The sequence below is a fragment of the Rhizobium sp. YJ-22 genome, from assembly GCF_029601685.1.
Classification (GTDB): Bacteria; Pseudomonadota; Alphaproteobacteria; order Rhizobiales; family Rhizobiaceae; genus Metarhizobium.
In genome coordinates this window covers 1-23301 of sequence record NZ_JARRIR010000026.1, presented here as the reverse complement: position 1 = coordinate 23301, position 23301 = coordinate 1, and the positions used below count along the sequence as shown (strand labels likewise).

The following is a 23301-nucleotide window of genomic DNA, read 5'->3' as shown; positions in this document are numbered from 1 at the left end:
GTTAGAAGCCGACGCGCACGAAGATGCGCCCGCCCTCGATGCTCATGATCTTGCCGGCGACGGAGCGCGTGTTGGTGCCGGACGTCTTGGCCACCGTCTGGTCATCGACGATGTAGGCGTCCTTGCCGATGTCGCCGGCGGTAATTTCGTCGGCGGCGGCCGAGTTCGTGAAATCAAAGGTGCCGCGCCGGAATTTGACCTTGGCGGCGCCGTCTCCGCCGGTGTTCTTCACGGTCTCCTCGGCGACGCCGAGAACGATCAGGCCCGTCGCCGTCTTGCCGGGAACGGCAAGCGCGCTCTCGGCGACCACAAGAGCGCCCTGCCAGATCGTGGTTGCGCCCTTGACCGGCGCCACGCCCAACTTGCCCTCGATCTCGATGGGCTGGCGGGCCTGCGAAAGTGCAGTCATGTGCTTGTCCTTTCAGGAGGTCAGGCGGCGGTCAGGCCGTTCGCCTTGCGGTAGGCTTCTTCTTCAAGGCCCATCTCTTCTATGATCTGACGATCATGGGCCGACAGGGTCGCAACGCCGCCCTGGGGCTGCTTGTCGTCCAGGCCGGACGGCGCAAGGCCAGCGCCGAGCGTTTCGATCAGCGTCTTGACCTGTGCAAGCCCTTCCGGCGTTGCCGACAAGGCCTCGTAGGTTGCGCGCTGGGCCGGGCTGATCTTCTTTGCCTTCAGTGCCGTTTCGAGCAGTGCATTGACCTCGGCTTTGTGGCCGGCCGCCTTGATGCCCTCAATTTCGGCACTGAGGGTTTTGACCTGGTCGAGCGCCTGCTGATGCACGGCGGGATCGATGCGGAGCTTCAGCGTGGCAATCGCGCTGAGGCAGGACGTGTCGGCGGCGTCCTCGGACAGGCCGAGGGCGGCGGCAATGGCTTTCAACATGGGTTTGGGCTCCGGGGTGGTGGAAAGATGGGCCGAGGCGACGGCCGGCATGGATGCGGCGGGCGCGGCGACCAGCGCGACCGAGTGAAGCCAGATCGCCCGGTTGGCGTCGTCGAGCTTCAGCGAAGGCGAGATGTAGCGATGGGTGCGGGCCGACAGGATGCGAAGGCCCTCGTCGAGCCAGTCTACGCGGCCATAGACGCCATCGGAACGCGCCTGCAGTTCCTCAATCCAGGCAACCGCCGGCGCGGCATCGCCAAACAACGCCTTCTTGACGGTGGCGTGATCGATATCGATGGGCACAGCGATCTTGTCAGCATTGAAGCGCTCGACGAGGGCTTCCGGATCAACGACAAGATAACGGCCGTCGCGGGTCGTGAACGCACCGCGCGGGGCGACCTTGATCCATTCCGGGCCGCGCTTGGTATCGGCGGCTTCCGGATCGGCCGAGAAGGCGTCGAGAAGCACGACGCCGGTTGCTGCGCCGGCCATGTTGGGCTGGACTTCGGATTGTTTTTCGGGGCGGGTTGCGGTGCGTTTCGTCATGGGGCAATATGTGCCACACGGGAAACCAATTCCCGGGCTGACAACTGTCAGCCCCAAGCCTCCCCCAGAAAACCAATCGCCATCGTCACCGCGCATCCTTCAAGCGTGCGGAGGATCGATTTTGAAGCGCTTTTAAAGGCCGTGTGCGGGCGTCTTAATCGAAATAGGCTGATGATGCGGTCAGGCGCTTTTCGCGCGCCTGTAGCCCGCCTATAAGGATTAGCTATTTCGGAGGGGGACCACATGAAGCGAGAAATATTTGCCGCGTCCTTGATCGCGTTTTCGCTGGTCGGAATTCGCAGCGGCGCAGCGGCAGATTGGCCGCCGGCGAGCGACTATTTGTTTATAGCGGACGATTGTTCGACGGCGGATGATCCAGAGCGATGCAAGAACATAAAGGCGATCTGGGAGCGGGACTATAACGACGCGATCAAGGGCGGCTATCAAGGGCAACGAAACGTCTCGTTTTGCCTGAGCACCGGCTGCAATTACACCGAGTTTCGCAAAAACGTGGTATTGGGCTGCGCCTGGCGGGTCGTCATCGTCAACAGCGGTCACTTGGATGCTAACGAACTAGATGCGCAAAACCTCAAGCTCTATTGCGGATCGCAGTTCCTGGACGATACCGGCCGGGTGATGGCAGACGCGCAAGCCCGAACGATCATGGAAAAGCTCGGCATTCCGGTGCAATTGAAATAACGCCTCATTGGCGTTATCTTGAGCGTGCGTGGCAGCGAAGCCCGGTGTCCTAGATGACCACTGGAGGGAGCCGGGTAAAGGCCCGGATGCGGTCCCTCCCTGCCACGCTTCAATCCCACGGCCACTTGAAGCCGGCGCGCTCTACCTGCTTCCTGGCTTCCTTTTCGTCCTTCTGGTGCAGCGAGTTCGCGCGCATGTAGCCGTTCTGGCTGACAGAGACGAAGGTCCGCCAGATCACCCTGCCGGCCCGCCATAGGAGCGACCGCGTGTTTGCTTTGCCCTTCAGGTCCGGCATGCTCTCCGCCGACGACAAGATGTCCGGCAGCAGGGAAAAATCCTCGACCGCCATCTTGTGCTTGCCAAGGCGCTCGGCGATTGCCTCGCTGGTGATCGAGATGACAGGCGAGACCGCGCCCAGCTCCTCGGCCAGCGCCGGACTATGCCCGGCCGGCAGCCAGACCTTTTCAGGAAGCCGCGGTGCGATCCGCAGATACGGATCGTCCCACAAATCCTTCAGCACCTTCGTCGCATCGTCCTGGTGCGCGACCGCAAGCTTCTCCTCGAAATTCTGGATCAACGTCGAGGCGCGGGCCAAGCCCGGGTTGGTATGCCAGCCGGGATCGATGCCAGGCGGCACCTTGATGATCTCCCCGGTGCGTCGGTTCTTGAAGTCGAGATCGGGGCCGAGGTCCGGCACCTGGTCGGAATAGCGGATGGTGATGTCGTTGCCATCGTCATCCTTGCCGATGACGCGGCTGGTGCCGAGCAGGCGCGCGGCCTCGCGGGCGCTGATCTGGCGCACCTGGCATTTGCAGAGCCAGCCGTTAGGCGGGAAGTGGGTTTTCCAGAAGAGGTGATCGACGGGGAGGATGATGCCGACCCAGGCAAGATGCTCCGGGCGCGGATCGGCCGAGGTCGTGCGGATATACAGGAAATAGGGCAAGCCGCGCTTGGAGCGCTGGGCGCGCTCCCACTGACCGGCGGCGCGCGCGGAATTGGCGTTGCTCCAGAAGATCGTCTTCAGCCGCCGATCGCTGGCGAAATTGACCATGCGATCGGGATCGACGCCGGTCGGGTCTTTGACCATACGCGGCCCATACCAGCCGAGCCGCTGCAGCTCTGCCGAGATGTCCTTTTTCCAGTTGTCGAAGCCTTGGCCGTTGGCGATCGCCGAGGAGATGGTGTTGCGAAAGCTGGTGAGCAGCTCGACTTCGGTCGCCTTAGCCACGGTGAAAGCGTAGGCATGTTCGTCGGCAAAGACGTCCAGCCAGGAGAACGCCGGCTTCAGCGTCTTTCGGTCGAAATAGCCGGTGACCTCTGGCGGCGTGGCAAAACGTTCGGTGAGCTGCGCCATGGATCAGTCCGCGATATCGCCGACGCCGCGCGCGATCGCCGTCAGCCGTGATAGACTTCCCGCCAGTTTCGAGGCATCCGGGCCGGCGCTTTGAAGCAGGCTCAAGGCCTCTTCGAAGCTGCCTGCGGTCTCGATGATTTCGGTGAGCGGTTTGACGATCGGCGCGGCGATCGCCTGCCAATCGCCCATCGCATCGGCAAATAGGGTTTCGACTTGGTCGAGCGCATCCGGCTCGCCGGCCTCGGCCGCCAGCAGCGCATCGCAAACGCCACAGCGGCAGGCACGCTTGTGATCCGAGACGATGGCCGAGAGCGCGGCGACCTTGGATTTCACGTCGTCGTTTGCCGGCGCCGGCTTCTCAGGCTTCGGTTTTGGATCGGCTTTCGGCGCCGGCGGTGTTGGGGGCTCCGCCGGCGTGTTAGGCGCGGTCAGCAATTCGTCGCCTTCCTCCGGGTCGGACAGGCCGATCTTTTCCCGCACCTCGGCTTGCTTGACGCGCAGGCCGAGCGGGACCAGCGCGCCAAGGGCGCTCGACAAGGCGGTGACGTCCTCGGGATCGGGCACGAGCAGCTGCAGGCGGGGATAGCGTTCCTGCGGCCCGAAATTGAGATCGACGAAGGGCTGGATCAGATCGCGGTTGGCCGTGATGGCCAGCTGTTTGCAATCGGCGCGCAGGATATCGAGGCGGACCTCATTGTGGATCTTGGCCTGACCGAGCGAGGAACCGTCGTCCGACGTCATGGTCTGGCCGACGACGATCTTCGAGATTTGCTTGTCGACATAGTCGAGCAGGCCGCCGAACACGGCCGCGCCGTTCGAACCGTTCACCTCGTGAAAGGTGATGTCCATGCCGGCCGGAATAATCGCGGCGGCATCGTTGGCGATCGAGGACACGGCGCGCAGGAGCGTGCGCTTGTCGGCCGAGCTTGCGCCGGCATTGTATTTTCCGACGCGCAGCGGCATTCCGTACACCTCGCTGAAGGCCGCCCAATCCTGCAGCGTAAATTGCTGGATCAGGTACGCCCAGGCGGCCGGCCGCGCCACGCCACGCCGGATCGGGATACCGAGGCGCGCGCGTGGAAGGTGGCGCAGGAATTTGGCCTGCGGCAGCTCGTCGCCCTCGATCGAGCCGTCAACCGCCAAGCGTAGCTCGCGCAGGCTCAACCGGTCGAACTGGAAAAAGCGCTGATCTCGCCACTCGTATTGAACCGGCCGCAGCGCCTTGCGCTCGTATTCCCACATCATCTCGACGACGGCATAGGATTTGGCGATCCCGTCGGTGAGCGAGCCCAGCGCCTCGTTGAAGGCATCGTCATTGATCAGCCCCTCGACGGCTTCAACGATCTTCGCATCAACGCCTTCGCTTTCCAGCGTCGGCGACACGCCCTCGATGGCGAGGCGGCGCGTCTGAAGCTGCGAGCCATAATGCAGGTATCGCTCCTCCATCTCCTCAGCCAGCGTAAGATACGCCCGGCCATTACCCTCGGCGGCATCGCGCAGGATGGTACCGAGCCGCTCCGGCGTCATGCCGGAGGCCACGCGCTCCTCATGGGTGCGGCGTACGCCGGCGATGGTGGGTGTGGCGATTTCCTCTGATAGTACCGAGACGACGATCGGCCGGCCGTCCGGACCAAGGATGGATGATGTGCGCGCGCTTACCAATGCCGTCTCCCGTATTCGCTTTCGTCGTCGTCTTCAGCGCCCGAACCGTCCTGCAGGTCGGCGGTGGTCATGTATCCGTATTCGAACCACTGCTGCAGGCTGGCGTAGTAGGCGAGCGCCAGGGCAACGACGAAGTCGCCGTGACGCTTCTTGTTTGTCTCGCCGGTGCGCAGGTCCGGAATGCGCGGGATGCCCCGGATGACCTTGACCAAGCGAATATCGCCCAGGTGCTCGTCATCCTTGACCAGCTCCAGCATACCGTCGTCTTCGAACGCGCCCCTGAGCGGCGGCATGTTGATCCGGTACCAGTCGGAATTGCTGGTGAACTTGATCGGGTCGATCAGCCCGCCACCGCCGTCAGGGCTTCGGAAACCGAAGATGCGGCCCATGTCTTCGGCGACCGTCCAGCCCATGCCGGTGGCATCGACGGCCGCGCCGACTAGGCGGGGCGCGCCCTTCAGGATCATGCGCGTGATCAGCTTCTGCTCATCGCCCGGCACGTTGCGCATCTCGACCGTCAGGGCGCTCCGCCGGCACAGCAGCTTGTCGATCGACAACAGCTTCGCAACGGACAAGTCGGCGACGCGGCCGAAGTCGAAACCAAAGGCGTGACGGCGTTCGGGATGCAATTTCTTCAGCGCGGCGGCGAGCTGCGCGAGGCAGGGCGCCATGTGGATCGTGCGCTGTAGCGGCGACAGGTGCAGATAGTTCGCCGGCAGTTCGAGCCGGATGATCGGCGCGTCCTCAGGCGTGAGCGTCATGCGCGCTTCGATCAGCGGCCCCGGCAACCAGGTGCCGCTGCCCTGCGTCGGGATGCAGAACAGTTCTTCGTCGGCGCCGTCGCCGTAGAACTTGATGATGTTCTGTCGCCATTCGGCCTCGCCCTCGGGCGACCACTGCTTTCCCGTGACGAGGCAGATGCGCTCGTGGAGGCCGTCCTGCAGGGCGTCGTCGAAGGTGATGCGGACGTGCTTGTACGGTTTCCGGCCGGCAAGGATGTCCTGTATCTGCTCGTTAAAATGGTTGTCGACGCCGTCATGGGTCGAGCAGACGACGACCTGGCCGCCCCACATGAGGAAGGCGAGAGCCGCCTTCAACAATTCCTTCAAACTGTCGACGAACGCCGCCTCGTCGATCATGACCACGCCCTGCTTGCCGCGCAGCGAGCGCGGCGCCGACGACAGGCCGATGATTTCGAAGCCAGACGCGAACTTGATGCGGAAGGCGTTGATCGAGCGCTCGCCGTCTTCGTCGCTGTCGTCGAAGACGGTCTCCTCGATTTCGCCGGCCAGCTCGTTGAAGGCGCGCGCCCACATGGCGCAGGCGTCGATGAATTCGCGGGTCATCTCCTGCGAATAGGAGATGTACATCACGTCCATGCCGCCGGCGGCCTTGGTGCGCGCCGCCTTCAGGACGGCATAGGCGGCGAAGCCCCATGTGAGGCCGATACGGCGGCTCTTCTCGACAAACAGGACTTCGCAGCCGGTGCTTTCGAGCAGGCCGATGACGCGGCTCTGATAAGGCAAGAGCGCCTTGCGGCGCTCGATGCGTTCCAGGACGGCATCTGTCGAGAGCCGGCGGGCCTCGGCCCATTGTTCTTTGCTGAGAGGTGCGCTCATTTTTTCACGCCCAGGAACTTGTCGAGGATTTCGGCAGCACCTTCCTCGGTGATGCCCTTCGTCTTCACGACGGCCGAGACGGCGGCCTTCGCCTTCTCTGCCATGTCGGCCTCAAGCTTCTGGCGCCGGGCGGTGGAGACGCCCTGCGCCTGGGCGGCAGCGCGCAGCGCGTTGGCGAGCGACATTGCCCCCTTCGGGTCAATGCCCGCTTCGCCGGCATTGGTCAGCACTTCGAAGACAAGGGTTTTGATCGCCTCGGCCGCGATAACGGTCAGGTTGTCGGACGCGTCGGGATCGAAGCGTTCGGCCAAGGTCGCGGCAATCTCGCGGGTGTCGTTCAGTCGCTGGGTGAGCGTTGCGAGCTTCATCGAATAGCGGCCGAAAGCCGAGAGGGACGGGATTTTGAAGTCCAGCTCACCACGGTATTCGCGTTGGATCGCCTCCAGCTTACCGACGAACTGTCCGTAGATGTCCGTCATGTTGGCGTCGCGATCCTGCAGCATTTCCGCCGCCCAGGCGACGATCGGCCCGCACTCTTCCGGCAGCAGCTCGATATTGGACAGCCGTCCGCGACCACGCGCCATGGTCAGGCACCCGCACGCGACGGGCGCTTGACGCCCTCGATCGCCGCGTGTCGATCGAGATGACGCCGGCCGGTTTCGGTTAGCGTGGCCACCTTCACGGTCCCGGCGACAATCAAAGTGACCGCGTCCATCGTTTCGAGGTAGTCCAGCTGCTGATGCACCCAGGCGCGCGGCTGGTTGATGCCGAACTGAGACAGCACCGGTTCGAGCATCGAGGACGACAGGCTCTCATTCGTCTGGGCGCCCAAGGCCTTCAGAATGATCAGGCGGGCTTCCTCACGGGTGATACGGGCGAAGTCGGTTCCAAGGTCGCTCATCGTTTCGCTTGCTCCAGCAGTAGTTCATTCATGCGGTCTGTGGTTTCGCGGATCGGCTTTAGCGTTTCTGTCATCGTATCGAGCCGGCCGTTCATCTTTTCGACGGCCAACTCCAGGCGGTGCGCCATCTCGCGATCGGGAAGATGCTTCATTTCATTCTCGACCGATTGAATGCGCCGATCATGCTCGATCAGCTTGCTTTCGACTTTCGCGGCGCGTTCGTCATGCCGCTGCTCAACCTTGGCAATTTTGTCAGCGTTTTCCTTGGCTGGAGAACCGAGGAGGTTCTTGATCGCCGTGAGGAATGCGATGATCGACAAGGCCGCCGTGATCCACGGCATGATGATTGCGAGGTCCAAGGCCATTATTCTCCAGCCCCATTTGACGTGAAGCCCGGCCCAACAGCAGCGGCACGGCGAGCCTCACAAACTCGCAGCGCCGTGCGATCGGCTCCCCAATAGCTCTGCGTTTCGGGCTCGGAGAGGCGGCGATCTGGCAGCGCCACCGGAGCTGCGCACTTCTTTCTCGCCTCAGGTGGCGTCTCGCGCTCGGCGATCACAGTTCGCACAACCGGCTCCCGTTTCTCATCGCTGGTTGAGCAGCCGCACGCGCTCGCGGCCAAGACCACCATTGCCATCGTCCGGCAGAGCAGCATTCTCTTTCTCCAATTCCCGCGCCCGCTGCTCGGCGGCCGCGACCTGGTCGCGGGCGGTGTCCTGCGCGGCCATCGTCTGTTGCAAATTCCGGGCGATCTGCGCGTTGGCATCGGCGTTACTGCGCTCGATCTCGGCCGCCCAATGCGCATTGCGCTCGGCTTTCATGGAGAAACGTGCGGTCTCGACCATACGATCCACCATGTTGAGTGCCATGACCCCCAAAAACATGGCGGCGAGGATCATGGCTCCGAATATGACGAGCGGCCCGCCGACCTTCCCCAGCAGCGCGCTCATTGTGGTTCTCCTGGCGGATCGTCGCGGGCATCGTAGGGCGGCGCACCGGGCAACAGGGGCTGCGCCGCAGCCGCTCTATAGTCGAGCGACCCGAAGCCACGGTGGATGCCGAGCAACGATGCGATGAGAAGCACCATCGTCGGGAAGGTAATTTGCGCCAGCTCGATCGCTTGCGGCACCCGCAGGAGAGCGCCGATGACGACGGCAAAGTTGATCGCCCAGGAGCTGCCGAACGATATCCAGAGCATCTGGCGTGTTGTCGTGTAGCCGGGCTTATGCGGGATCATGCGCGCAATCGTCTGCATGTCTTCACCAGGAGAGAGAATTGAGAAAGAGGATAGCGGCGGCTGCGGCCAGCATGACCAGGAGGACGGCGGTATCGGCGCGCAAGGTTAGTCACCTGTCAGCATCGCCCAGGACGCGCCGTTGGCGATCCCGGTCGGCGGCAGGCCTCTGCGGCGTTGCCAGTCCTTCAGGGCCAGTTCCGTCGCCGGCCCAAAATCGCCATCGATGGAGATTGGATAGTCGGCCTTGACCAGCCAGTATTGCAAACGCTCGACGCCCTTATCGTTCATGAGGCCGCGATGCAGGATCGGCCATTCGGCGCGGCCGGTATCGAGGGTGGCGCTGGCCATGGCACGAGCGATCTCGACCTTGGCGCGGGCAAGCTTGGTCTTGCGATCCTCAATGCCATTTCGGCCGCCGTTAATGATGCTGGTGACGGCAAAGATATCGTCGCGATCGGCATGGCGGTTGAGACCACGCGTGGCCCAAAAATAGATGGCGGAATAAGCGACCCAGCGATCAGAGACGACAAGCTCCGGGCGCGCCTCGAAGTCCGGAACGTCAACCGAAACATTCTCTCGCATCCAGCCCGTGAACGCCCGATAGTTCGTCCGCCCCGTCAGCTGGATCGGGCCGCGCCCCTTGTAGCGCTTTCCGTCGCCGGCCTGGACGTTGCCGAGGTCGGCGCGGCCTTCATAGGCAGCACCGCTGGCATATTCTTCCATCGCGCAGAAGCTGTCGCTCTCATGCGCCGTCTGCGCCAAGAAATGCGCGATCCTCAGGGGGCGGTCGATTTCGAAGCGCTGCATCAGCGGCGGCAGATGTTCCGCCAGGACGCCGGCATGGCCGCGACGGGCGGATGCCTTGCTGTCGGGAACCGGCCCGCCGACACGGCAAAGCAGTTCCGTCGTCAGGATTGAAGTAATTGATTGTTCCATTGCTGCCCCATCGAAACCGGTCGATCCGGTTCATGGGCGGACATTGCAACATGCTGGAAAAAACTTAGGGCTGACAGCTGTCAGCCCCGATTAGAATAGCGACCCTTGGTCGTCGTCCTTTGCTTTGTAGCGCCATAATGTGCGCTCATGCAAGCCGGCTTCTCGCGCTGCCTCGCGGACGCTGGAGCCACGATCGAGCGCGTCTCGCGCCCGCCGGCGGGCAGCTCGCAAGGCCGAAGCGGGACCGAGCGGCAGGATTTCCCGTTGCGCGCCCTTCGTCTTGCCGTCCGCGTCGGTCGTCGCCAAGCCCCGGCAAATCTTATCGGCGGCGTCAAAGCCGACAAGCGCCGTCAGCCAATGACCAGGCTGCGCAGTCGCTGGCAAGTCGATGCGGGTTCCGCCGCGATGGCGAGCGATCTCCAGTGCGACTTCGGGGCCGACGAGGTCGGCGATATCTCCCAGGAGGCCGGGCAAGGTGCTCATCGCGGTCCCTTCCTCAACTGGTTTTCGAGTTCGATTTGGCGAATGGTCAGCTGGCGGAGGCGCTCGCCAAGGGCAATCCGCTGGTGACAATGGGGCTTGAGGTTGGCGATGCGCTGGCACAGCTCCGCCCGGCGCGCGGCGAGACGGTCAATCTCGACTTGCGTTTGCCAGGACAGGAGGGGCAGCTCTTGCGACATGGCTAGCGCGCTCCCCACTTCACGATGACGCCCTCGAAACGGCTTCCAGAGTTGGTTGCGCGCCAGAAGCGGCCCATGGTCTCACGAGCCGTTGCACCGATCAGAGAGGCTGGCGCCAGACCGTGGAGGCGTTCCGGTAAAAAGCCATCCGAAGCGGCGAAGGGCTCGATCTCGTCGCGGTGCAACGGCGTGCCGTTGATTTCGATATAGGCGATGCCGGCGTCGATCAGCTCGGTGGACATGATGACAATTGGCAGCACAGCGATGCAGACCGGATCGGGAATGATCTTCCGGCAATGCACAGTCCGCATGCCGGTAAAGAGTTGCAGTACCTCGCCCGGGTGCGCGTGGCGCCGTCGGCCGGCGCGGATCGTGTGCGTCTTGCTGCCATCCTCGATCTGTGGTGCGAAATATTTCTTGAAGCTATAGGCGACCATCATGCACCGGCCTTTCCGAGCAGGCCAGCAACGCCGCCGCGCTCAACGCCGTGGCGAAGGTTGACCCGAGCGCCGGCGCGATCGCCGGCATAGGTGGCGTCAGCAAATCTGGCTTTTGCCTCTTTCGGCTTGACCACCCGCGCCCGTGGGAACATTTCGTCGAGTGCGTTGCGGGCCTGCTCGCCTTTGGCTGGCGAGATGTTTGCACGGAACATGAGGACCAACCGGCAAACGAGGGAACGGATCATTCCGTCAACGAAATCCTCGGCCGCTTTCCGCCTCGTCTTGTCCGAGCGCCGTGCCTTATAAAAGGTGCCCTTTCGAAACTCCTTCACAGCGCCGTCAATGGCGCGATGGAGCACGTCGTGAAGATAGCAGGCAATCTGCGGACCGGGAGCCGCGCCGACGTAAATCACCATCTTGTCGCGGCCATCGCGGGTATGAACCATCGCCGAATTGGTGACATGGGCGACGGCTGTGCAGATGCGCGTCTTCATTGACCGCACGTCGAACTTGACGCCGATCGATGCCTGCTCCATGTCGATGACCGTTTCCGATATCGCATGATCGCGCATCAAGGCGGCGACCTTCTCGGCCGCCGCCATGGCCTCGGCCTCGGTGCAGCCCGCCGCGACGGTCTTGGCGGTCAGGGCGCGGATTTTCGCGATGAGCTTTTCGCGGTCGCTCATTTCGCACCTGCCGTCTTCTGCAGGCGAATGCGCGTGCCGAGTTCATTCATGACCGCGATCCACTCTTCCTTGCTCACGGCGCGGGATGATGCGGGCTTGCCGAGCATGGCGTTGATACCGGCCCAAAATTCCGGTTCGCCGGTCGGGTGCAGGATCTTCCACTGCGCCCGGGCGATCTGGCAGCCGAAAGCCTCTTCGTGCTTGGCCTTGCCCTTGACCGACCAGTTGACGCCGGCCCGGGCGGCGATCGCCTTCAGCGCCTCGATCACGGCGGACGCGTCGTCGTGGTGATGGACGAAGCGCATCGCCTCGATGGACGTCTGCCCGCGCACAAAGGCAGTGATTGCGCTGTCGCGGCGATCCTTGACGACGCCGAGATTGTAGAGGGCAATCCACAATGCCTGCACCTTGGCGGAGTATTTGCCGCTCATGTCAGGCTGGCCTTGAAGGCGCTTCGGGGCCGGTTTGAAGCCCAGCCGGCGCAGCTCGTCAGCGACGGCCTGGTGTTCGTTGCTGGTCATCAGCTTCAAGCCGGCCTTGCCGGTGATGCGCTGGTAGATGTCGCGCTTCTCTGCATCGTCGTCGATGGCCAGGGCGCGAAAGCCGCTATGGATAACGCGGATGAGGTTCGTCATTTGCCTTCTTCCCCATAATACGGCAAGCCGAGCAACGGAGCCGGCAGGGCGAGAGGCTTCTTGCGCTTCGCCGCAGCGGCTTCTTCCTTGGCCTTCTTGTCGGCGGCGATTTGGGCGCGCTCTACGGCGCGCAGTTCCTCGAGCAGAAACCCGAGCGAGCCGTGGTCAGAAACCTCGATCTCGATTTTCACGATGGACTTCGCCCGCTTCACGGTGGCGGAGAAGTCCTTCAGCCGCATATGTCGCAGGTCAAACCAGAAGGTGCTCATCGGATCGGCTCCTTCAGCATCGCGATCTTCCGTTCGGCGGCCGCTTTCCAGTTCAGCATCAGCCCGACGCTGCCATAGGTGCAGCTCGTCTTGACGCCGCCCAGCGTCATATGCTGGGCGTCGTGTTTGCGGATCACGCGAGCGCCGTGATCGTCTTCAAGAGATTGGAGCGCGTCGTCGGCGGCGGCAAAATACGCCTTTTGGCGGGGGCGCGGTTCGTCGATGCCGGTCGGCGGCAGACCGGCAAGTTTCCCCTCGACGATGGCGATCAGATTTTCGAGGTCGGCGATCATGCGCCACCGCCTGGTTGCGTTGGAGCCAAAGGGGCAATAGGCAGAGCCGATCCGGTCGGCTTCGCAGCCTGTTTGGCCCGGATCGCGTCGACCTTCGTCCAGATGCGAGCAAGCTCATCCTCAGCAGCCTTGTCGAGGTTGACGCCGCATGTCATGCACAATGCCGCCAGCGTCACCATCACGCCGCCGACTTCCTGATGCGGATCGCCGATCGGGCGACTGAAGACGTAGTCGACCAGAGCATGGGCGCGCTCGGCAATTATCCCAACCGACTGGATCAGTTCGAGCGCTTCCTCGATAAAGCGGTCGCACCGCTGGCTTCTTCCAACGCGCAATACAGGTCGCCGACGATCTCGGCCGGATCGTCTGCGGGCGACCAACCTTTGAAGGGGCCTTCGCACTGGACCAGTTCATCAATTTTGTTCATGAGCGACCGGCCGACATTGGCCATATCGATCAAGTCTGCCTCGTCCGCGCATCCGGTCATTTCTAGAGCGTTTTTTAGCTGCATGGTTGCCTCCTCAAGCGTCTGCCTGCATGGCGCTCGGCGCGTTGATCTCACTCGGCTCGATCAGGAAGTCCTCACCATCCGAGGTGATGGTCACGCCCTCGATCTTGCGGGCGGTCTCTGGATCGGCGAGCATCGCTTCCTTGTTGATCTCCTCCTTCGTGCGGATGAACTTCTTGCGGAAGCCGAGCTGCTTGATCGCTTCAATGACGATCTCGACGCCCTTGATCCGCACACTGGCGGGCCGAGCCCGCCAGTTGATCCGGCCTGTTCCGAAATCGTGAAACTTAACCTTGTTTTCGCCGGTGAGCGCGGCGCGATTGGCTTCGCAATAGGTCTGTAGGCCGCGCTCATGTTCGGCCAGCTCTGCCGTGAGAAGGGCCGTATCCTGTTCAAGCTGCTCGCCGGCCAGGCGCACCTTGTCTTCGGCAACCGCCTTGTGACCAGCAATCAGGCGGCGCAGCTCGCCGATGCGGCCAACCGACTGAACCGCCTCCTGGCGGTTCTGCGGCACGCGGGCGATGGCCTTCGCCTTGGTTTTCTTCATGGTCGTTTCCTTCAGGCGTGGTTGGCGTTGGCGATCTCGGCCGCGCGCAAAGTCGCGGCCTGGGCCATGAAATATTCAAAAGCGGCACGCTCCCCGACGGTGTGCTTTGCCTGCTCGTAGGCGGTCAGGGCATGGATCACGTTGAGGACGGCGCGCCGGCCGGTGACGGGTTGCGGCCGGAAATGCACCACGTTGCCGGCGGCGGGAATGAGCGGCCGAGGCCGCCCAAGCTTCGCCTCGGCTTCGCGCAACGCCTTGCCGAGGACGCGGTTTTCGTCCTCGACCTCGCGGCAAATCTCGATGACCGTGCGAAGCCGCTGGCACAGGCTGACGACTTCGCTGGCGGTGAATTCGACGCCGCGCTTCTGATGCTGGCGAAGGGCATCGCGGATCGCGGAAATATGATCGGAAGGGAGAGCGGAAATCATGAGCGCTTCCCCCCGAAATCCGGCCGAACGACTTTGCCGTCTACGTCGCGGGCCAAGCCCTCGAACTGATCGGCGGCGAGCTGGTCGATCATCGGGCGTCCCAGGCGCTCGGCCTCGCCGAGGCGATGGACAACCAGCTCCTCTTCAAGATTCTGGGCGAGGCGCTGCAGCGTGCGCAGGCGGGTGACCTGAATGCGCTGTTCGTTGACGGGCATCGCAATACCCGAGGTGACGTTGTTTTCCAGTTCGTCAGCGATTTCGCTGATCTGTCGGGCGAGAGAGACGCTCATGCGATGTCTCCCACGTCGCGGCTCATCCAGGCGGCCTTGATGTGCTTCAGCTCGATCTTTTCTTCAGGCTCCAGGAGCGTGTTGGCGAGCTTCAGCGTGCGGTCGATCTGTCGCAACGCGCCGCCGCGTGCGGCCAGCGCTTCAAGGAATTTTACCGCGTCGGCATCGGTGACGCCCCAGCCCTCGATAAACTTACGGGCGTCGCCGGCCGGATCGCGAACCTTCTTCAAGCGCCGGTCAAAACGGCTGGTGACCTGGTCGCGCGAGCTGCTCGCCTTGACCTCTTTCGCGAAGCGGGCGGCAATCTCGTCATTGCCGATCAGGGCAACGCCGCATTGATGCACATCCACGAAGCGACGAAGCTGATTGACCGCTTCCGGCGTCAGGTTCTGCGCCTCGTCGATGATCAGAAGCGAACCGTCACCGATGCGCTGCAGCTTCGAACCGATGGCGCGCACATAGCGGGCCGGGTTGTTTTCCTGCACGCCGAGTTCTGCGGAAAGTTCGACCAGCATACCGTGAACGGTTTTCGTGTGCGGGCTGATGGTGGCGAGATAGGCATGCGGCCGGCTATTGCAGTAATGGCGGCAAGCCGTCGTCTTGCCCGAGCCGGCCGGCAGCGTGGCCATCACGAAACCGGCCGTCATCTGCGCCCAGGTGAGCATTGAAATGATGTCCTCGGCGACCGAGGTGCGGGTGAAGGTCGGCGAAGTCGCGATCTGGGAAGCCATGCCGGCCATGTCGTCGATCGCATCGAGCCATTGGCTGATGACGCGGTTCTGATTGGCGAGCACGCCCATTAAGGTGCCGGACATCCATTGCGAGAATGTGCTTTCCGGCATGCTGGAGCGGCGGGCGACTTCGACCTTTCGCCAGCCGTATCGGATCGCGGCCTCAATTGTCCGCTCTCGCAGTTGCCGCCATGCCTCGATGTCGATGGCGGGATGCTTGGCAAGAAACTCGGAAGATGGTTCCGGGCGATCCCACCCTGTGGCACCGTTTCCGAGCTGGCTTGCGCGTACATGTTTATTCATGGCATAAGGTTCCTTGAGTATAGCCCTTAGGGGCCGATTGGCGGGCCGGAGTTTTTCCGGCCCTATTTTTTTGGCGGAACCGTACTCGTTACTTTTCGGCTCTGTACTTGCGGCCCGACGCACTACCTGCGGGCCGATCCCCATTTTGATCTGGGAATAGGATGATCCCATCCGCCCCAGCGAGCTGGTTGACGGAGCGGGTAAATCTGGCTGCGATTTCGTCGTCGCTCATGATGTCCTGGGACGGCGCGACGGCGAGATTGCCTCTGGTGGGGAGGCGGGTGACCGCCGGGCGAACCGGCTGCACATCCGGGGCGACGGGCTTGCCGCCCGGATAGATCAGCTCGGCAAGCTCGCGATCGACCAGCGTCTTGTGCGCGGCGCGTTCGGCCTCGACCGCCTTGACGTGGTCGCGGCGCGCGCGCTGGTGAAGGCGGGCGGCGTCGCGGCTGTCGAAGCCGGTGTCTTCGATGCAGGGCGCTTCGCAGATGAAGCTGTCGTCGAGATCGTAGACCTTGATCCCGGCCTTCAGCGCGTCGGGGTCGAAGCGCACGATCAGCTTCTTGCCGGCATACTGGTTGAGTTCGCGGCTCCAGTAGCGGTTGCCCTGGAAACTGATGGTGCCGGCGTCCTTGTTGGTGCGCAGCGTCTCTGAGGCGAGCAGCCAGAGGCTCTTTTGCGCCGCAGTCGGATAGCGCACGATCGCGGTTTCCATGCTGGCGGTGAACGTCTCGTCGAAGCTGCGGCCGGCGCAGGTCTTGGCCTTGCGTCCGGCGCGGGCGTTGTGATCGGCGACCTGAACAGCGACATGCGCGCGCATGTCGTCGAGCGGCACGGCGCGGGTGCCGTAATCCTCGGGCTTGGCATCCGGGCGATTGCCGGTATAGGCACCGGCGCAGAAGGGATGCTTGGCGATCATCTCGGCGAGGTCGCGCCAGGCGCGTTCGATCGGCTTGGACTGGCCGGAATAGGGTGTGGTCCAATGCGGCTCGATGCCGAGCGTGGTCAGCAGGCCGCGCGGGTCTTCCTCGCGCACCTTGAAGCGGAAACGCGTGCGGCTCTGCCCTGAAATCCACTTCGAGGCGAAAGCGCGGCCGTTGTCGAGATAGATGTGGTCGGGGATCCCGAAATGCTCGACCATGTCGCCGATCACAAGGCGCACCGCCTCCCATGTTTCCGCGTCGGAAAGCCGCCATGCCAGCACCTTGCCGGAATAGAGGTCTTGGATGCCGAGCAGATACATGCGCACCGGCTTTTCCTGCCACGGCACCTTGACGAAGACGTCCAGCTTGTGGCCGTCCATGTTGACCGAATGCATGGCGTGCAGATGCGTGCGAGTGCGGACCTGATGCGGGAAGAGCGCCTTGGCCTTGTCCTTGCCTTCACGGGCGAGCTTCTGCACCGCCTTCGGCACTTCCGCGTCCATGCGCCGACGTAGCGAGCGTTCGCCGGGAATGGGCGACCACTTTTCGCGCTTGGCGACTTTCAACATGCGCTCATAGCATTCGGTGAAAGCCGGCGCGCCGGAGCGCAGGTAGTCGGATTTCAGCATGTCCCAGGCGTCGGCATGGCAGTCGCTGCGAGCGCCTTCGCGATTGAAGGCGGGAGCGAGCGCCGGAAGCCAGTCGTGACGGGCATACGGCTCCACCATCAGCTTCCATTCGTAGTAGGAGGATTTGCTTGCACCGGCGCGCTTGGTGGCGACTGCGACCGCCTGGGCGACAGGGATGCCAGCCGCTTCCATCTCCGCGACCTCGACGAGAACGCCGAGGCGGGTTTTGCAGATGGCCTTATGCTCCTCGGACAGGGCCTCATACCGCGCCCAAAGCTCGGCCAGCGTGCGCTTTTCCTCGGCTGTCTTTTCGATGGTCGGCATCGAGAGATAGGCGAGCTTCTGGCGCGCGATCGGCGGCAGCAGCTTGATGTGATACTGGTAGGCGGGTCGGCCGGCCGTCGATGCCAGCCGGAACAGCATGGGGTTGCCGCGCCACTCGGCGCGGGCCTTGTTGTCGAGCGACTTCTCAGCCGGGGGCAAGCCGGGCAGGGCGAGGGCGGCAAGCTCGGTTACGGTGTACCATTCCCTCATGGCCGGCGATCCTTCTGCGCCACCAGCTCGCGGATCGCGTGCTCGTTCTGTTCGAGCCAGCGCAGCGTTGTGGCCACCGCGCGCATGTGCTCGCGGTGCAGTTCGCCTTTTGCGCCGGTGAAAATGATGCAGTTTCGCTGAATGAACTGCTCGACAGCGAGCCGCTGGCTCTTGATGGAAACCTTGTTCATGTCCGCCCCCGCTTTGCGAGCGCGACGGGCCGGCTGGACTGGCGGCGGATTTCAGCCTCTATTTCACGGCGCTGCTGGCGGAGGCGGGCCAGCTCGGCAAGTCGCGCCTCGTCACCGATCAGGACGGTGACGCCCTGGACCGATGCGACCTCATCCCAAAGCCACAGGGCACCGGTGGCATGGACGAAGGCAACAAAGCGGATCAGGCTGACGTCGTGCGCGGTCTTGCTCTCGGCCGTATAGGCATCGAGCGCGGCCTTGCTGACATTCGGCAGGCCGAGATACTGCGCCATCCGGGCGGCGATGGTCGCCCGGTCATATTCGCATTCGCGGATCGCCCGCGACATGGCGCGTTTGATCTTCGTGCGGTAGCGATCGATGTCGATTTGAGGCAGGGGCGAGCGAACCGGAAAAACGGGCGCGGTGAAGAAATCGAGCTGGGAAGGATCGCTGCTCATGCGGCGTCCTCCAACTCGGAGAAGTCACGGAGGTCGCCGATGTGATGGAGAACACGCAATAGCGTAGCGTCCTCGGCCTTCGCCAGAAGCGCCTTGACCTTCTCAAAGATGTTCTCTTGCGGATCAACGGCCGGTTTCGCCGGCTTCGTCCAGGACAGAACCTGCTTGAGGTCCGCGCCTTCCTTCAGTGCGGCAGCGATCCGCAATTGATCTTCAGCAGACATTTTGACCAGCTTCAGAAGCTGGCTTTGATCGTCAGCCGTGGCGGTGCCGCGCAGTAAGGCGCGCAGCTCTGGGCGGAGGTTCTGCCCAATGCGGGAAACCCGCTTGTATGAGGCCGGGCCGAAGCCGAGCCGGTCTTGAACACGCTTTGAAAGCTCCAACCCTGCGCAGAAAACGGGATCATCGTGATCCTGTTTTTTCGGACGACCGCCGTTTGGGTTGATCTTGCCGTGCTTTTCCTCCCAAATTTCGCGGTATTTCATGACGAAAACCGCGCGGTCGAGGGCGCTTAGCTCGTTTCGGTATAGATTTTCCGAAAGCTCAATGAGTTGCGCCTCTTCGGCGTCTGCCTGCACCACGACGGCATCAATTTCATCCCAGCCGTTGATCTGCGCGGCACGAAGACGGTTGCCGCCCGCGACCAGAATAAACGGGGTTTTGCCGCCATTGGCGGCGGGAGCCTTGCGGACAGTGATCGGATTGATAAGGCCGCGCTCGGTCAAGCTGACAGCAATGATCTGCGCTTCTTCCTCGTCGATAGGGCGGACACGGTCCCCAACGTGGATTTTAGCAAGCGGGATAGAAAGGTGCTCGGCCATTTACGCGGCATCCTCTTCCAGCTCGATGCCCATACGGGAGCGAACGGCACGGAGAAAAATGTCCCGAGCGCGTCGGGCCATGGAGAGATAAGCCCGCTCGAAAACGGGGCATTCGCGGCGGGTGTTCACGGTCCAATTCGCGAATTTGATCCGCCCGCGATTGCGGTCGACGATGATGGCGACGCGCCGGGCGGGCACGTTGAAGGCGTCGCGCATCAGGGCTAGCGCGCACTGGCGTGCAAGTGCGGCGTCCAGCATTTCGCGGGGCGGGTCGATGATGTCGCGGATGGCGATATGGGAGAAGTGCAGGCGGACAGCCTGATAGCAGCAGGTAAGCATGAGGCGCTGCCGATCGTCGAGCGAATGGTAGTTCATCGGCCGAGCCCCGCGACGGCGATCACGACGGCGACGATGCCGGCAATAGCGGTGACGGCGATCAAGAGGCCTTCGGCGGTGTAGGCAGCGCGTTGGCGCGCCGGGGGAAACAATATGATGTCAATTTCGGAATGCTTTTTCGTCATATGCGAAGGTCCGGAAATGGGGGAATGTCGGGGCGTGGCGCAGATCGGCGGCTAGTTCCGACAGCCGGGGAGCAAGGCTCTCTTGCGAAATGCGAAGGCTAGAGCGGCAAGCCTCTATCTGCGCCTACGCTGCGACCGGCGCGCGCCGGCCGTTGCGGTAGTTCTCTGCGGGCTGCGGGCTCTTGCGGCGGCCATCGGCGAAATACCGGGACGGCCATAGGAATTCAGGGCGGGTGCGGAGGGCGGCGGCGATGGCGCGTTCACCGGCGAGGTGAGGCTCATAGAGCGTGTTGCTCGCCGTATGCGACGGGAGCCGATAGCCCTCGTCGATCTTCGAAAGCGTAAGCTGCGCGAGGATGAGCTTGCTCCGGATGCGGGCAACCTCATGGCGGCGATTACGCGTGGCGCGGTCGGGGTTGTCGATGACAGTTTCGCAATGCATAGAATGGTCCTTGGCCCAGATGAGGGAGGCCCTGGCCGGCCTCCCTTTTTTGGAATGTTGAATTCTGACAACTCAGAAAGGTTAAATCACAAATGGGGCTTTGTAAGCTCCAAACGTGATTTAATGTGACGCACCTTGGCTAGACCCGAAGTTGAACCAAAAACCCCGCTAGGAAGTCGCCTGCGAGAGGTACGAACGCATCTTCGCGTGGACGATCGAGACGAATTCGCCTCGACATTAGGCATCAGCAAAAGCGCGCTTGCTCACTACGAACGTGGGGAGCGGGTTCCTGATGCATCAGTGCTCGCCGCGTATCACGAGCATCTCGGTATCAATGTCAGTTGGCTTGTGAGCGGCGTCGGATCGATGTTTGAAGACCCTTCGAAGGCCCCACTGCCGTCTCTTCAGATCGACCCGATCTTGATGGAAAAGCTCTACAAAGCAGTGCAAGCCGCCTATGTGCAGGCCGGTCAGAAGCCGCCGGCGCATCGTATCGCCCATGAAGCGGCAGCGCTCTTCAACGATCTTCTGGCGCGAGTGAGCGATGTGCGCGATGATCTAATCGTCAATGCGGTTATTCCCAGCTTGGCGGCCGAGCTGGTGGAACGACTATCCCGCGCAGTGGAGGAACCCGGAACCGGTAAACGTTTGGCTTGATGATAGTGCGTGCCGCAGATTGCATTCATGACAACCCATAGGGGCGCGAGGCAATTACTAGAAATCGCCGCCCGGTTGCGGATGGTTACGGATTAAGGTTTCTTTAAGGATATCGGTAACTTAGCGTCTTTTTAAGTTGACGGTGCGAATTGGAGGTCCGCGATGCCAGAGGTCGACTGGAAAACTGCGCCAAAGGGCGCATTGTGGTGGGCAATGGATGCCGATGGCAAAGCCTACTGGCATTGCGCGCCGAACGTTGCAGCCTTCACTGACTTCTGGTTCGCCGAGCCGGTCCCAGCGCCGACGTTCAATTTTGCCGGCGACTGGCGTCAAAGCCTCGTCGAGCGGCCATATGGAAAAGGTCCGCAGGCGAAGAAACCGCTAAGCGTCTAATTTCGTTAGATTTTCGCCTTAATTTCCGCCTTTCCCATGCGAATGTGGAAAAGTGAATTGGAATTTCTGCCAGTTCAGCGCATTTTCGGCGCGCCTGGTCGCCGGGCCGCTTCAAAGGCTCATTTGTTATTTTTCAATGTCTTGAAGGCGCGTTAAAGGGCTTTCGCTCGATTTTGAAAGCACCGCTGAAGGATGCGCCCGATTTTGCCCGCGCTGGCCGGGTATGGCAGATATAAGAGGCGGGGCTGTCAACGGCGGCCGGATGGATGTTCCCTCCGGTGCCGCCTTAATGACCTGAATTATAAGCTGATTTCAGGTATTCCCGGATATTCCCAGACTTTCCCATAAATTCCGGATCACTGTGTCAGACAACACGGGAACGCCGATTCCCGCCCTTTCCAAGCCGAAGTCGCGCTCGCCAATTTCCGCACGGTTGCTCCCGTGAGACGCTGGTGGGTGGAGCTTGTGAGCATGGCTTCGATCCGCGTGGCGTCTGCCCGTGCCTGATCCCTTAGCGCCGTAAGGCCCGCAATGCGCTCGCAAGGGAGGATTCGGCAGGGTCGAGCGAACCGGCCTCAACGGGGTCGTAGAGGCGCTTGAGGCGGTTGTCGGCTTCGGCCGCGCGGTGGTTCAATTCGGCGATATGCTGGCTGCGCCGCTCGACACCCTCTTGCCGGCAATCCAGACGCGAGGCGAGCACGTCTTCGATCCGCTCGGGATCGAGTAGCCTTTGCTCTATATGCGTCACCACCATGCGGTCGAGCTTATCCATTGGGATCGCGCGGCCTGTGCAGCCTGTGTCGCCCTGCCGTGCGCGGATCGAGCAGGCATAGTAGCGATAGCGGCCGTTCTTGCCGGTGCTCAGCGTCATGGCGCCTCCGCAATTGCCGCAATGGCAAATGCCGCGGTCAGCAGGTTCGGGCCGCTGACGACGCGCGGCGGCGTCACCTTCGGATTGTTGACTTTCAAGCGGTTCTGAACGGCCTTGAATATCTCAAGGTCGATCGGGGGCGGCACGGGGACGCTGATGATTTCTTCTTCGGGCTTCACCACACCCTTGTTGGCGCGGCGTTTGAAGCGATGCCGCCGATATAGGTGCGGCGGGTCAGAACACGGTGAAGCTGGCCAATGCCCCAACGCCCGCCGTTGCCGGTGAACTGCGGCAACCACCTGGAGAGTACCGGCGAAAAGCGATGGGCGGAGTTCTTCAATCCACGCTTCTTCGCAATCGGCTATCAAATCGCCAAGGCGGCCAATATAAAGACGACCGTCTGGGGCGAGCCGGTCAACTTCTTTGAAAGACCTTCGGACGATCCACACCAGCGCGGATGCGAGAGTCCATTCTTTCAGCAAACGGACTGTCCTTTTCTGGGCTTTCCCGCATGCGTAAGAGGCGATGCTGTTCATCCGGCCGTTCGTTGCGGGGTGAGTAGCGATTCCGCGCGAATCTTCCGCCGATTCCGTGGACGAGTCGCAGCGACGATTCGAAAGGGATTTGAGGCCTCGACCGTGAACGCGCAGCAGCGAGTCTCCGTCCCCGCCTCAGGGAATCGCAAAGCTCGACAAGAAAATACAACTTTAGATAAACATAATCACCGGTCTATGCTCTTAAAAGCATATTGCCGATAGGCGGGCCATTGGTAAAACAGCCTCTCTTTCCAGGCACTTATTAATCCCTTGTTAACAACTGGGGCGGCCGGAAGGGGTGTTTGTGTTTTTTTGGCAACAGGCCCGATGCAACACGGTGCAAATGACGTCTGGATGACAAGTTGATGATTGCGCGCGCCGCCCGGTCTTGTATTTTCACCCTCAGAAGCGAGGCGGTGGATCGTCCGTCTTCTGTAACACGGGAATGGGGCAGGGAACGCTGTCCTTCAGCAAAAGAACCCAAACCCAAATGAAACTTTGACTGGAGGTCAAAAATGAACATCAAGAGCCTTCTTCTCGGCTCCGCTGCAGCCCTCGCTGCAGTTTCCGGTGCCCAGGCTGCCGACGCCATCGTTGCTGCCGAGCCTGAGCCGATGGAATATGTCCGCGTTTGCGACGCTTACGGCACTGGCTATTTCTACATTCCCGGCACCGA

Annotated in this window: 37 protein-coding genes; 5 read left to right on the top strand and 32 right to left on the bottom strand. The window is 62.2% G+C overall.

Translation table 11 applies throughout. From position 1 onward, the window contains the following. Position 1 precedes the first annotated feature (1 nt). Positions 2-409 carry a hypothetical protein gene (locus P7F60_RS28950; RefSeq protein ID WP_277921012.1) on the bottom strand — a complete coding sequence of 136 codons (408 nt, stop codon included), beginning with the start codon at positions 407-409 and terminating at the stop codon, positions 2-4. Between the two features lie 20 nt (positions 410-429). Further along, positions 430-1431 (bottom strand): phage protease, encoded by a 1002-nt coding sequence (locus P7F60_RS28945; RefSeq protein WP_277921011.1) that lies wholly within the window; start codon positions 1429-1431, stop codon positions 430-432. A 243-nt stretch (positions 1432-1674) separates the two neighbouring features. Here P7F60_RS28945 and P7F60_RS28940 point away from each other — a divergent pair, with 243 nt between their 5' ends. Further along, on the top strand, positions 1675-2130 hold the full coding sequence (locus tag P7F60_RS28940) for a hypothetical protein (RefSeq protein WP_277921010.1): 456 nt from the start codon (positions 1675-1677) through the stop codon (positions 2128-2130). Positions 2131-2239: 109 nt separating this feature from the next. Here the strand turns inward: P7F60_RS28940 and P7F60_RS28935 are convergent, their stop codons facing one another. The 10 genes from P7F60_RS28935 to P7F60_RS28890 all read right to left on the bottom strand — a co-directional run bounded on the left by P7F60_RS28935 (position 2240) and on the right by P7F60_RS28890 (position 10322). After that, positions 2240-3484 (bottom strand): phage minor head protein, encoded by a 1245-nt coding sequence (locus P7F60_RS28935; RefSeq protein ID WP_277921009.1) that lies wholly within the window; start codon positions 3482-3484, stop codon positions 2240-2242. Positions 3485-3487: 3 nt separating this feature from the next. Continuing rightward, positions 3488-5146 (bottom strand): DUF935 domain-containing protein, encoded by a 1659-nt coding sequence (locus P7F60_RS28930; protein WP_277921008.1) that lies wholly within the window; start codon positions 5144-5146, stop codon positions 3488-3490. Further along, positions 5140-6765: a hypothetical protein gene (locus P7F60_RS28925; protein ID WP_277921007.1), complete on the bottom strand. Its 1626-nt coding sequence runs from the start codon at positions 6763-6765 to the stop codon at positions 5140-5142. Before P7F60_RS28925 ends, P7F60_RS28930 begins: the two co-directional genes overlap by 7 nt. Then, a complete protein-coding gene (locus P7F60_RS28920; protein ID WP_277921006.1) occupies positions 6762-7349 on the bottom strand; it encodes a phage protein Gp27 family protein in 588 nt (195 codons plus the stop codon). Before P7F60_RS28920 ends, P7F60_RS28925 begins: the two co-directional genes overlap by 4 nt. Positions 7350-7351: 2 nt before the next feature. Next, positions 7352-7666: a hypothetical protein gene (locus P7F60_RS28915; protein WP_277921005.1), complete on the bottom strand. Its 315-nt coding sequence runs from the start codon at positions 7664-7666 to the stop codon at positions 7352-7354. Beyond that, the gene (locus P7F60_RS28910; RefSeq protein ID WP_277921004.1) at positions 7663-8025 is read right to left on the bottom strand and encodes a DUF2730 family protein; all 363 of its coding nucleotides are present in this window, start codon (positions 8023-8025) and stop codon (positions 7663-7665) included. Before P7F60_RS28910 ends, P7F60_RS28915 begins: the two co-directional genes overlap by 4 nt. A gap of 225 nt (positions 8026-8250) precedes the next feature. Continuing rightward, entirely contained in the window at positions 8251-8616 is a 366-nt protein-coding gene (locus P7F60_RS28905) for a hypothetical protein (protein ID WP_277921003.1), read from the bottom strand. Next, positions 8613-8921 carry an NAD(P)+ transhydrogenase beta chain gene (locus P7F60_RS28900; protein WP_277921002.1) on the bottom strand — a complete coding sequence of 103 codons (309 nt, stop codon included), beginning with the start codon at positions 8919-8921 and terminating at the stop codon, positions 8613-8615. The genes P7F60_RS28905 and P7F60_RS28900 overlap by 4 nt, the downstream gene beginning before the upstream one ends. An 87-nt stretch (positions 8922-9008) precedes the next feature. Beyond that, on the bottom strand, positions 9009-9839 hold the full coding sequence (locus P7F60_RS28895) for a peptidoglycan-binding protein (RefSeq protein WP_277921001.1): 831 nt from the start codon (positions 9837-9839) through the stop codon (positions 9009-9011). Between the two features lie 90 nt (positions 9840-9929). Next, entirely contained in the window at positions 9930-10322 is a 393-nt protein-coding gene (locus P7F60_RS28890; protein WP_277921000.1) for a hypothetical protein, read from the bottom strand. 35 nt (positions 10323-10357) lie between these two features. On the opposite strand from P7F60_RS28890, the gene P7F60_RS28885 reads away from it, so the two are divergent. After that, entirely contained in the window at positions 10358-10525 is a 168-nt protein-coding gene (locus P7F60_RS28885; RefSeq protein ID WP_277920999.1) for a hypothetical protein, read from the top strand. On the opposite strand, the gene P7F60_RS28880 is transcribed toward P7F60_RS28885, so the two are convergent. From P7F60_RS28880 to P7F60_RS28795, 18 genes are all read right to left on the bottom strand, one after another. Beyond that, the gene (locus tag P7F60_RS28880) at positions 10522-10959 is read right to left on the bottom strand and encodes an ASCH domain-containing protein (protein ID WP_277920998.1); all 438 of its coding nucleotides are present in this window, start codon (positions 10957-10959) and stop codon (positions 10522-10524) included. The two genes, P7F60_RS28885 and P7F60_RS28880, sit on opposite strands and share 4 nt — an antisense overlap. Continuing rightward, the gene (locus P7F60_RS28875) at positions 10956-11645 is read right to left on the bottom strand and encodes a DUF2786 domain-containing protein (RefSeq protein ID WP_277920997.1); all 690 of its coding nucleotides are present in this window, start codon (positions 11643-11645) and stop codon (positions 10956-10958) included. Before P7F60_RS28875 ends, P7F60_RS28880 begins: the two co-directional genes overlap by 4 nt. Then, complete coding sequence (locus tag P7F60_RS28870) at positions 11642-12280, bottom strand: regulatory protein GemA (RefSeq protein ID WP_277920996.1); 639 nt, start codon at positions 12278-12280, stop codon at positions 11642-11644. The genes P7F60_RS28875 and P7F60_RS28870 overlap by 4 nt, the downstream gene beginning before the upstream one ends. After that, the gene (locus P7F60_RS28865) at positions 12277-12549 is read right to left on the bottom strand and encodes a hypothetical protein (protein WP_277920995.1); all 273 of its coding nucleotides are present in this window, start codon (positions 12547-12549) and stop codon (positions 12277-12279) included. Before P7F60_RS28865 ends, P7F60_RS28870 begins: the two co-directional genes overlap by 4 nt. Beyond that, positions 12546-12842: a hypothetical protein gene (locus P7F60_RS28860; RefSeq protein ID WP_277920994.1), complete on the bottom strand. Its 297-nt coding sequence runs from the start codon at positions 12840-12842 to the stop codon at positions 12546-12548. Before P7F60_RS28860 ends, P7F60_RS28865 begins: the two co-directional genes overlap by 4 nt. Continuing rightward, on the bottom strand, positions 12839-13177 hold the full coding sequence (locus P7F60_RS28855) for a hypothetical protein (RefSeq protein WP_277920993.1): 339 nt from the start codon (positions 13175-13177) through the stop codon (positions 12839-12841). Before P7F60_RS28855 ends, P7F60_RS28860 begins: the two co-directional genes overlap by 4 nt. Further along, entirely contained in the window at positions 13120-13353 is a 234-nt protein-coding gene (locus P7F60_RS28850; RefSeq protein WP_277920992.1) for a hypothetical protein, read from the bottom strand. The genes P7F60_RS28855 and P7F60_RS28850 overlap by 58 nt, the downstream gene beginning before the upstream one ends. Positions 13354-13363: 10 nt before the next feature. Further along, positions 13364-13897, bottom strand: coding sequence for a host-nuclease inhibitor Gam family protein (locus P7F60_RS28845; protein ID WP_277920991.1), 534 nt, complete (start codon positions 13895-13897; stop codon positions 13364-13366). 11 nt (positions 13898-13908) lie between these two features. Beyond that, positions 13909-14325: a hypothetical protein gene (locus tag P7F60_RS28840; RefSeq protein ID WP_277920990.1), complete on the bottom strand. Its 417-nt coding sequence runs from the start codon at positions 14323-14325 to the stop codon at positions 13909-13911. Further along, on the bottom strand, positions 14322-14615 hold the full coding sequence (locus tag P7F60_RS28835; RefSeq protein ID WP_277920989.1) for a hypothetical protein: 294 nt from the start codon (positions 14613-14615) through the stop codon (positions 14322-14324). The genes P7F60_RS28840 and P7F60_RS28835 overlap by 4 nt, the downstream gene beginning before the upstream one ends. Beyond that, on the bottom strand, positions 14612-15793 hold the full coding sequence (locus P7F60_RS28830) for an AAA family ATPase (protein ID WP_277920988.1): 1182 nt from the start codon (positions 15791-15793) through the stop codon (positions 14612-14614). Before P7F60_RS28830 ends, P7F60_RS28835 begins: the two co-directional genes overlap by 4 nt. Continuing rightward, the gene (locus P7F60_RS28825; RefSeq protein WP_277920987.1) at positions 15738-17735 is read right to left on the bottom strand and encodes a transposase domain-containing protein; all 1998 of its coding nucleotides are present in this window, start codon (positions 17733-17735) and stop codon (positions 15738-15740) included. Before P7F60_RS28825 ends, P7F60_RS28830 begins: the two co-directional genes overlap by 56 nt. After that, the gene (locus tag P7F60_RS28820; RefSeq protein ID WP_277920986.1) at positions 17732-17926 is read right to left on the bottom strand and encodes a hypothetical protein; all 195 of its coding nucleotides are present in this window, start codon (positions 17924-17926) and stop codon (positions 17732-17734) included. Before P7F60_RS28820 ends, P7F60_RS28825 begins: the two co-directional genes overlap by 4 nt. After that, positions 17923-18384 (bottom strand): hypothetical protein, encoded by a 462-nt coding sequence (locus P7F60_RS28815; protein ID WP_277920985.1) that lies wholly within the window; start codon positions 18382-18384, stop codon positions 17923-17925. Before P7F60_RS28815 ends, P7F60_RS28820 begins: the two co-directional genes overlap by 4 nt. Further along, positions 18381-19205: a ParB N-terminal domain-containing protein gene (locus P7F60_RS28810; protein WP_277920984.1), complete on the bottom strand. Its 825-nt coding sequence runs from the start codon at positions 19203-19205 to the stop codon at positions 18381-18383. The genes P7F60_RS28815 and P7F60_RS28810 overlap by 4 nt, the downstream gene beginning before the upstream one ends. Then, positions 19206-19580 carry a hypothetical protein gene (locus tag P7F60_RS28805; RefSeq protein WP_277920983.1) on the bottom strand — a complete coding sequence of 125 codons (375 nt, stop codon included), beginning with the start codon at positions 19578-19580 and terminating at the stop codon, positions 19206-19208. After that, positions 19577-19726, bottom strand: coding sequence for a hypothetical protein (locus P7F60_RS28800; protein WP_277920982.1), 150 nt, complete (start codon positions 19724-19726; stop codon positions 19577-19579). The genes P7F60_RS28805 and P7F60_RS28800 overlap by 4 nt, the downstream gene beginning before the upstream one ends. 124 nt (positions 19727-19850) lie before the next feature. After that, entirely contained in the window at positions 19851-20168 is a 318-nt protein-coding gene (locus tag P7F60_RS28795) for a helix-turn-helix domain-containing protein (RefSeq protein ID WP_277920981.1), read from the bottom strand. A gap of 135 nt (positions 20169-20303) precedes the next feature. On the opposite strand from P7F60_RS28795, the gene P7F60_RS28790 reads away from it, so the two are divergent. Together P7F60_RS28790 and P7F60_RS28785 are read left to right on the top strand one after the other, a co-directional pair. Next, complete coding sequence (locus P7F60_RS28790) at positions 20304-20825, top strand: helix-turn-helix transcriptional regulator (protein ID WP_277920980.1); 522 nt, start codon at positions 20304-20306, stop codon at positions 20823-20825. A 162-nt stretch (positions 20826-20987) separates the two neighbouring features. Then, a complete protein-coding gene (locus tag P7F60_RS28785; protein WP_277920979.1) occupies positions 20988-21218 on the top strand; it encodes a hypothetical protein in 231 nt (76 codons plus the stop codon). 511 nt (positions 21219-21729) lie between these two features. On the opposite strand, the gene P7F60_RS28780 is transcribed toward P7F60_RS28785, so the two are convergent. Together P7F60_RS28780 and P7F60_RS28775 are read right to left on the bottom strand one after the other, a co-directional pair. Next, positions 21730-22089, bottom strand: a complete 360-nt coding sequence (locus P7F60_RS28780; protein WP_277920978.1) for a zinc ribbon domain-containing protein — start codon at positions 22087-22089, stop codon at positions 21730-21732. Continuing rightward, positions 22086-22625, bottom strand: coding sequence for a hypothetical protein (locus P7F60_RS28775; RefSeq protein ID WP_277920977.1), 540 nt, complete (start codon positions 22623-22625; stop codon positions 22086-22088). Before P7F60_RS28775 ends, P7F60_RS28780 begins: the two co-directional genes overlap by 4 nt. Before the next feature lie 515 nt (positions 22626-23140). On the opposite strand from P7F60_RS28775, the gene P7F60_RS28770 reads away from it, so the two are divergent. Next, the coding region (locus P7F60_RS28770) for a porin (RefSeq protein WP_277921029.1) at positions 23141-23301 on the top strand (161 nt) is incomplete at its 3' end.

Excerpts from the sequence above, each read along its gene's own strand:
- P7F60_RS28780 (WP_277920978.1), bottom strand. The coding sequence starts at position 22,089 with ATGACGCTGAGCACCGGCAAGAACGGCCGCTATCGCTACTATGCCTGC.
- P7F60_RS28870 (WP_277920996.1), bottom strand. The coding sequence starts at position 12,280 with ATGACGAACCTCATCCGCGTTATCCATAGCGGCTTTCGCGCCCTGGCC.
- P7F60_RS28840 (WP_277920990.1), bottom strand. The coding sequence starts at position 14,325 with ATGATTTCCGCTCTCCCTTCCGATCATATTTCCGCGATCCGCGATGCC.
- P7F60_RS28920 (WP_277921006.1), bottom strand. The coding sequence starts at position 7,349 with ATGGCGCGTGGTCGCGGACGGCTGTCCAATATCGAGCTGCTGCCGGAA.
- P7F60_RS28875 (WP_277920997.1), bottom strand. The coding sequence starts at position 11,645 with ATGAGCGACCGCGAAAAGCTCATCGCGAAAATCCGCGCCCTGACCGCC.
- P7F60_RS28835 (WP_277920989.1), bottom strand. The coding sequence starts at position 14,615 with ATGAGCGTCTCTCTCGCCCGACAGATCAGCGAAATCGCTGACGAACTG.
- P7F60_RS28905 (WP_277921003.1), bottom strand. The coding sequence starts at position 8,616 with ATGAGCGCGCTGCTGGGGAAGGTCGGCGGGCCGCTCGTCATATTCGGA.
- P7F60_RS28860 (WP_277920994.1), bottom strand. The coding sequence starts at position 12,842 with ATGATCGCCGACCTCGAAAATCTGATCGCCATCGTCGAGGGGAAACTT.
- P7F60_RS28925 (WP_277921007.1), bottom strand. The coding sequence starts at position 6,765 with ATGAGCGCACCTCTCAGCAAAGAACAATGGGCCGAGGCCCGCCGGCTC.
- P7F60_RS28810 (WP_277920984.1), bottom strand. The coding sequence starts at position 19,205 with ATGGCCGAGCACCTTTCTATCCCGCTTGCTAAAATCCACGTTGGGGAC.
- P7F60_RS28945 (WP_277921011.1), bottom strand. The coding sequence starts at position 1,431 with ATGACGAAACGCACCGCAACCCGCCCCGAAAAACAATCCGAAGTCCAG.
- P7F60_RS28900 (WP_277921002.1), bottom strand. The coding sequence starts at position 8,921 with ATGCAGACGATTGCGCGCATGATCCCGCATAAGCCCGGCTACACGACA.
- P7F60_RS28830 (WP_277920988.1), bottom strand. The coding sequence starts at position 15,793 with ATGGGGATCGGCCCGCAGGTAGTGCGTCGGGCCGCAAGTACAGAGCCG.
- P7F60_RS28815 (WP_277920985.1), bottom strand. The coding sequence starts at position 18,384 with ATGAGCAGCGATCCTTCCCAGCTCGATTTCTTCACCGCGCCCGTTTTT.
- P7F60_RS28805 (WP_277920983.1), bottom strand. The coding sequence starts at position 19,580 with ATGAACTACCATTCGCTCGACGATCGGCAGCGCCTCATGCTTACCTGC.
- P7F60_RS28915 (WP_277921005.1), bottom strand. The coding sequence starts at position 7,666 with ATGAGCGACCTTGGAACCGACTTCGCCCGTATCACCCGTGAGGAAGCC.
- P7F60_RS28890 (WP_277921000.1), bottom strand. The coding sequence starts at position 10,322 with ATGAGCACCTTGCCCGGCCTCCTGGGAGATATCGCCGACCTCGTCGGC.
- P7F60_RS28825 (WP_277920987.1), bottom strand. The coding sequence starts at position 17,735 with ATGAGGGAATGGTACACCGTAACCGAGCTTGCCGCCCTCGCCCTGCCC.
- P7F60_RS28785 (WP_277920979.1), top strand. The coding sequence starts at position 20,988 with ATGCCAGAGGTCGACTGGAAAACTGCGCCAAAGGGCGCATTGTGGTGG.
- P7F60_RS28865 (WP_277920995.1), bottom strand. The coding sequence starts at position 12,549 with ATGAGCACCTTCTGGTTTGACCTGCGACATATGCGGCTGAAGGACTTC.
- P7F60_RS28950 (WP_277921012.1), bottom strand. The coding sequence starts at position 409 with ATGACTGCACTTTCGCAGGCCCGCCAGCCCATCGAGATCGAGGGCAAG.
- P7F60_RS28800 (WP_277920982.1), bottom strand. The coding sequence starts at position 19,726 with ATGACGAAAAAGCATTCCGAAATTGACATCATATTGTTTCCCCCGGCG.
- P7F60_RS28940 (WP_277921010.1), top strand. The coding sequence starts at position 1,675 with ATGAAGCGAGAAATATTTGCCGCGTCCTTGATCGCGTTTTCGCTGGTC.
- P7F60_RS28850 (WP_277920992.1), bottom strand. The coding sequence starts at position 13,353 with ATGCAGCTAAAAAACGCTCTAGAAATGACCGGATGCGCGGACGAGGCA.
- P7F60_RS28845 (WP_277920991.1), bottom strand. The coding sequence starts at position 13,897 with ATGAAGAAAACCAAGGCGAAGGCCATCGCCCGCGTGCCGCAGAACCGC.
- P7F60_RS28795 (WP_277920981.1), bottom strand. The coding sequence starts at position 20,168 with ATGCATTGCGAAACTGTCATCGACAACCCCGACCGCGCCACGCGTAAT.
- P7F60_RS28895 (WP_277921001.1), bottom strand. The coding sequence starts at position 9,839 with ATGGAACAATCAATTACTTCAATCCTGACGACGGAACTGCTTTGCCGT.
- P7F60_RS28820 (WP_277920986.1), bottom strand. The coding sequence starts at position 17,926 with ATGAACAAGGTTTCCATCAAGAGCCAGCGGCTCGCTGTCGAGCAGTTC.
- P7F60_RS28775 (WP_277920977.1), bottom strand. The coding sequence starts at position 22,625 with ATGAACAGCATCGCCTCTTACGCATGCGGGAAAGCCCAGAAAAGGACA.
- P7F60_RS28935 (WP_277921009.1), bottom strand. The coding sequence starts at position 3,484 with ATGGCGCAGCTCACCGAACGTTTTGCCACGCCGCCAGAGGTCACCGGC.
- P7F60_RS28880 (WP_277920998.1), bottom strand. The coding sequence starts at position 10,959 with ATGATGGTCGCCTATAGCTTCAAGAAATATTTCGCACCACAGATCGAG.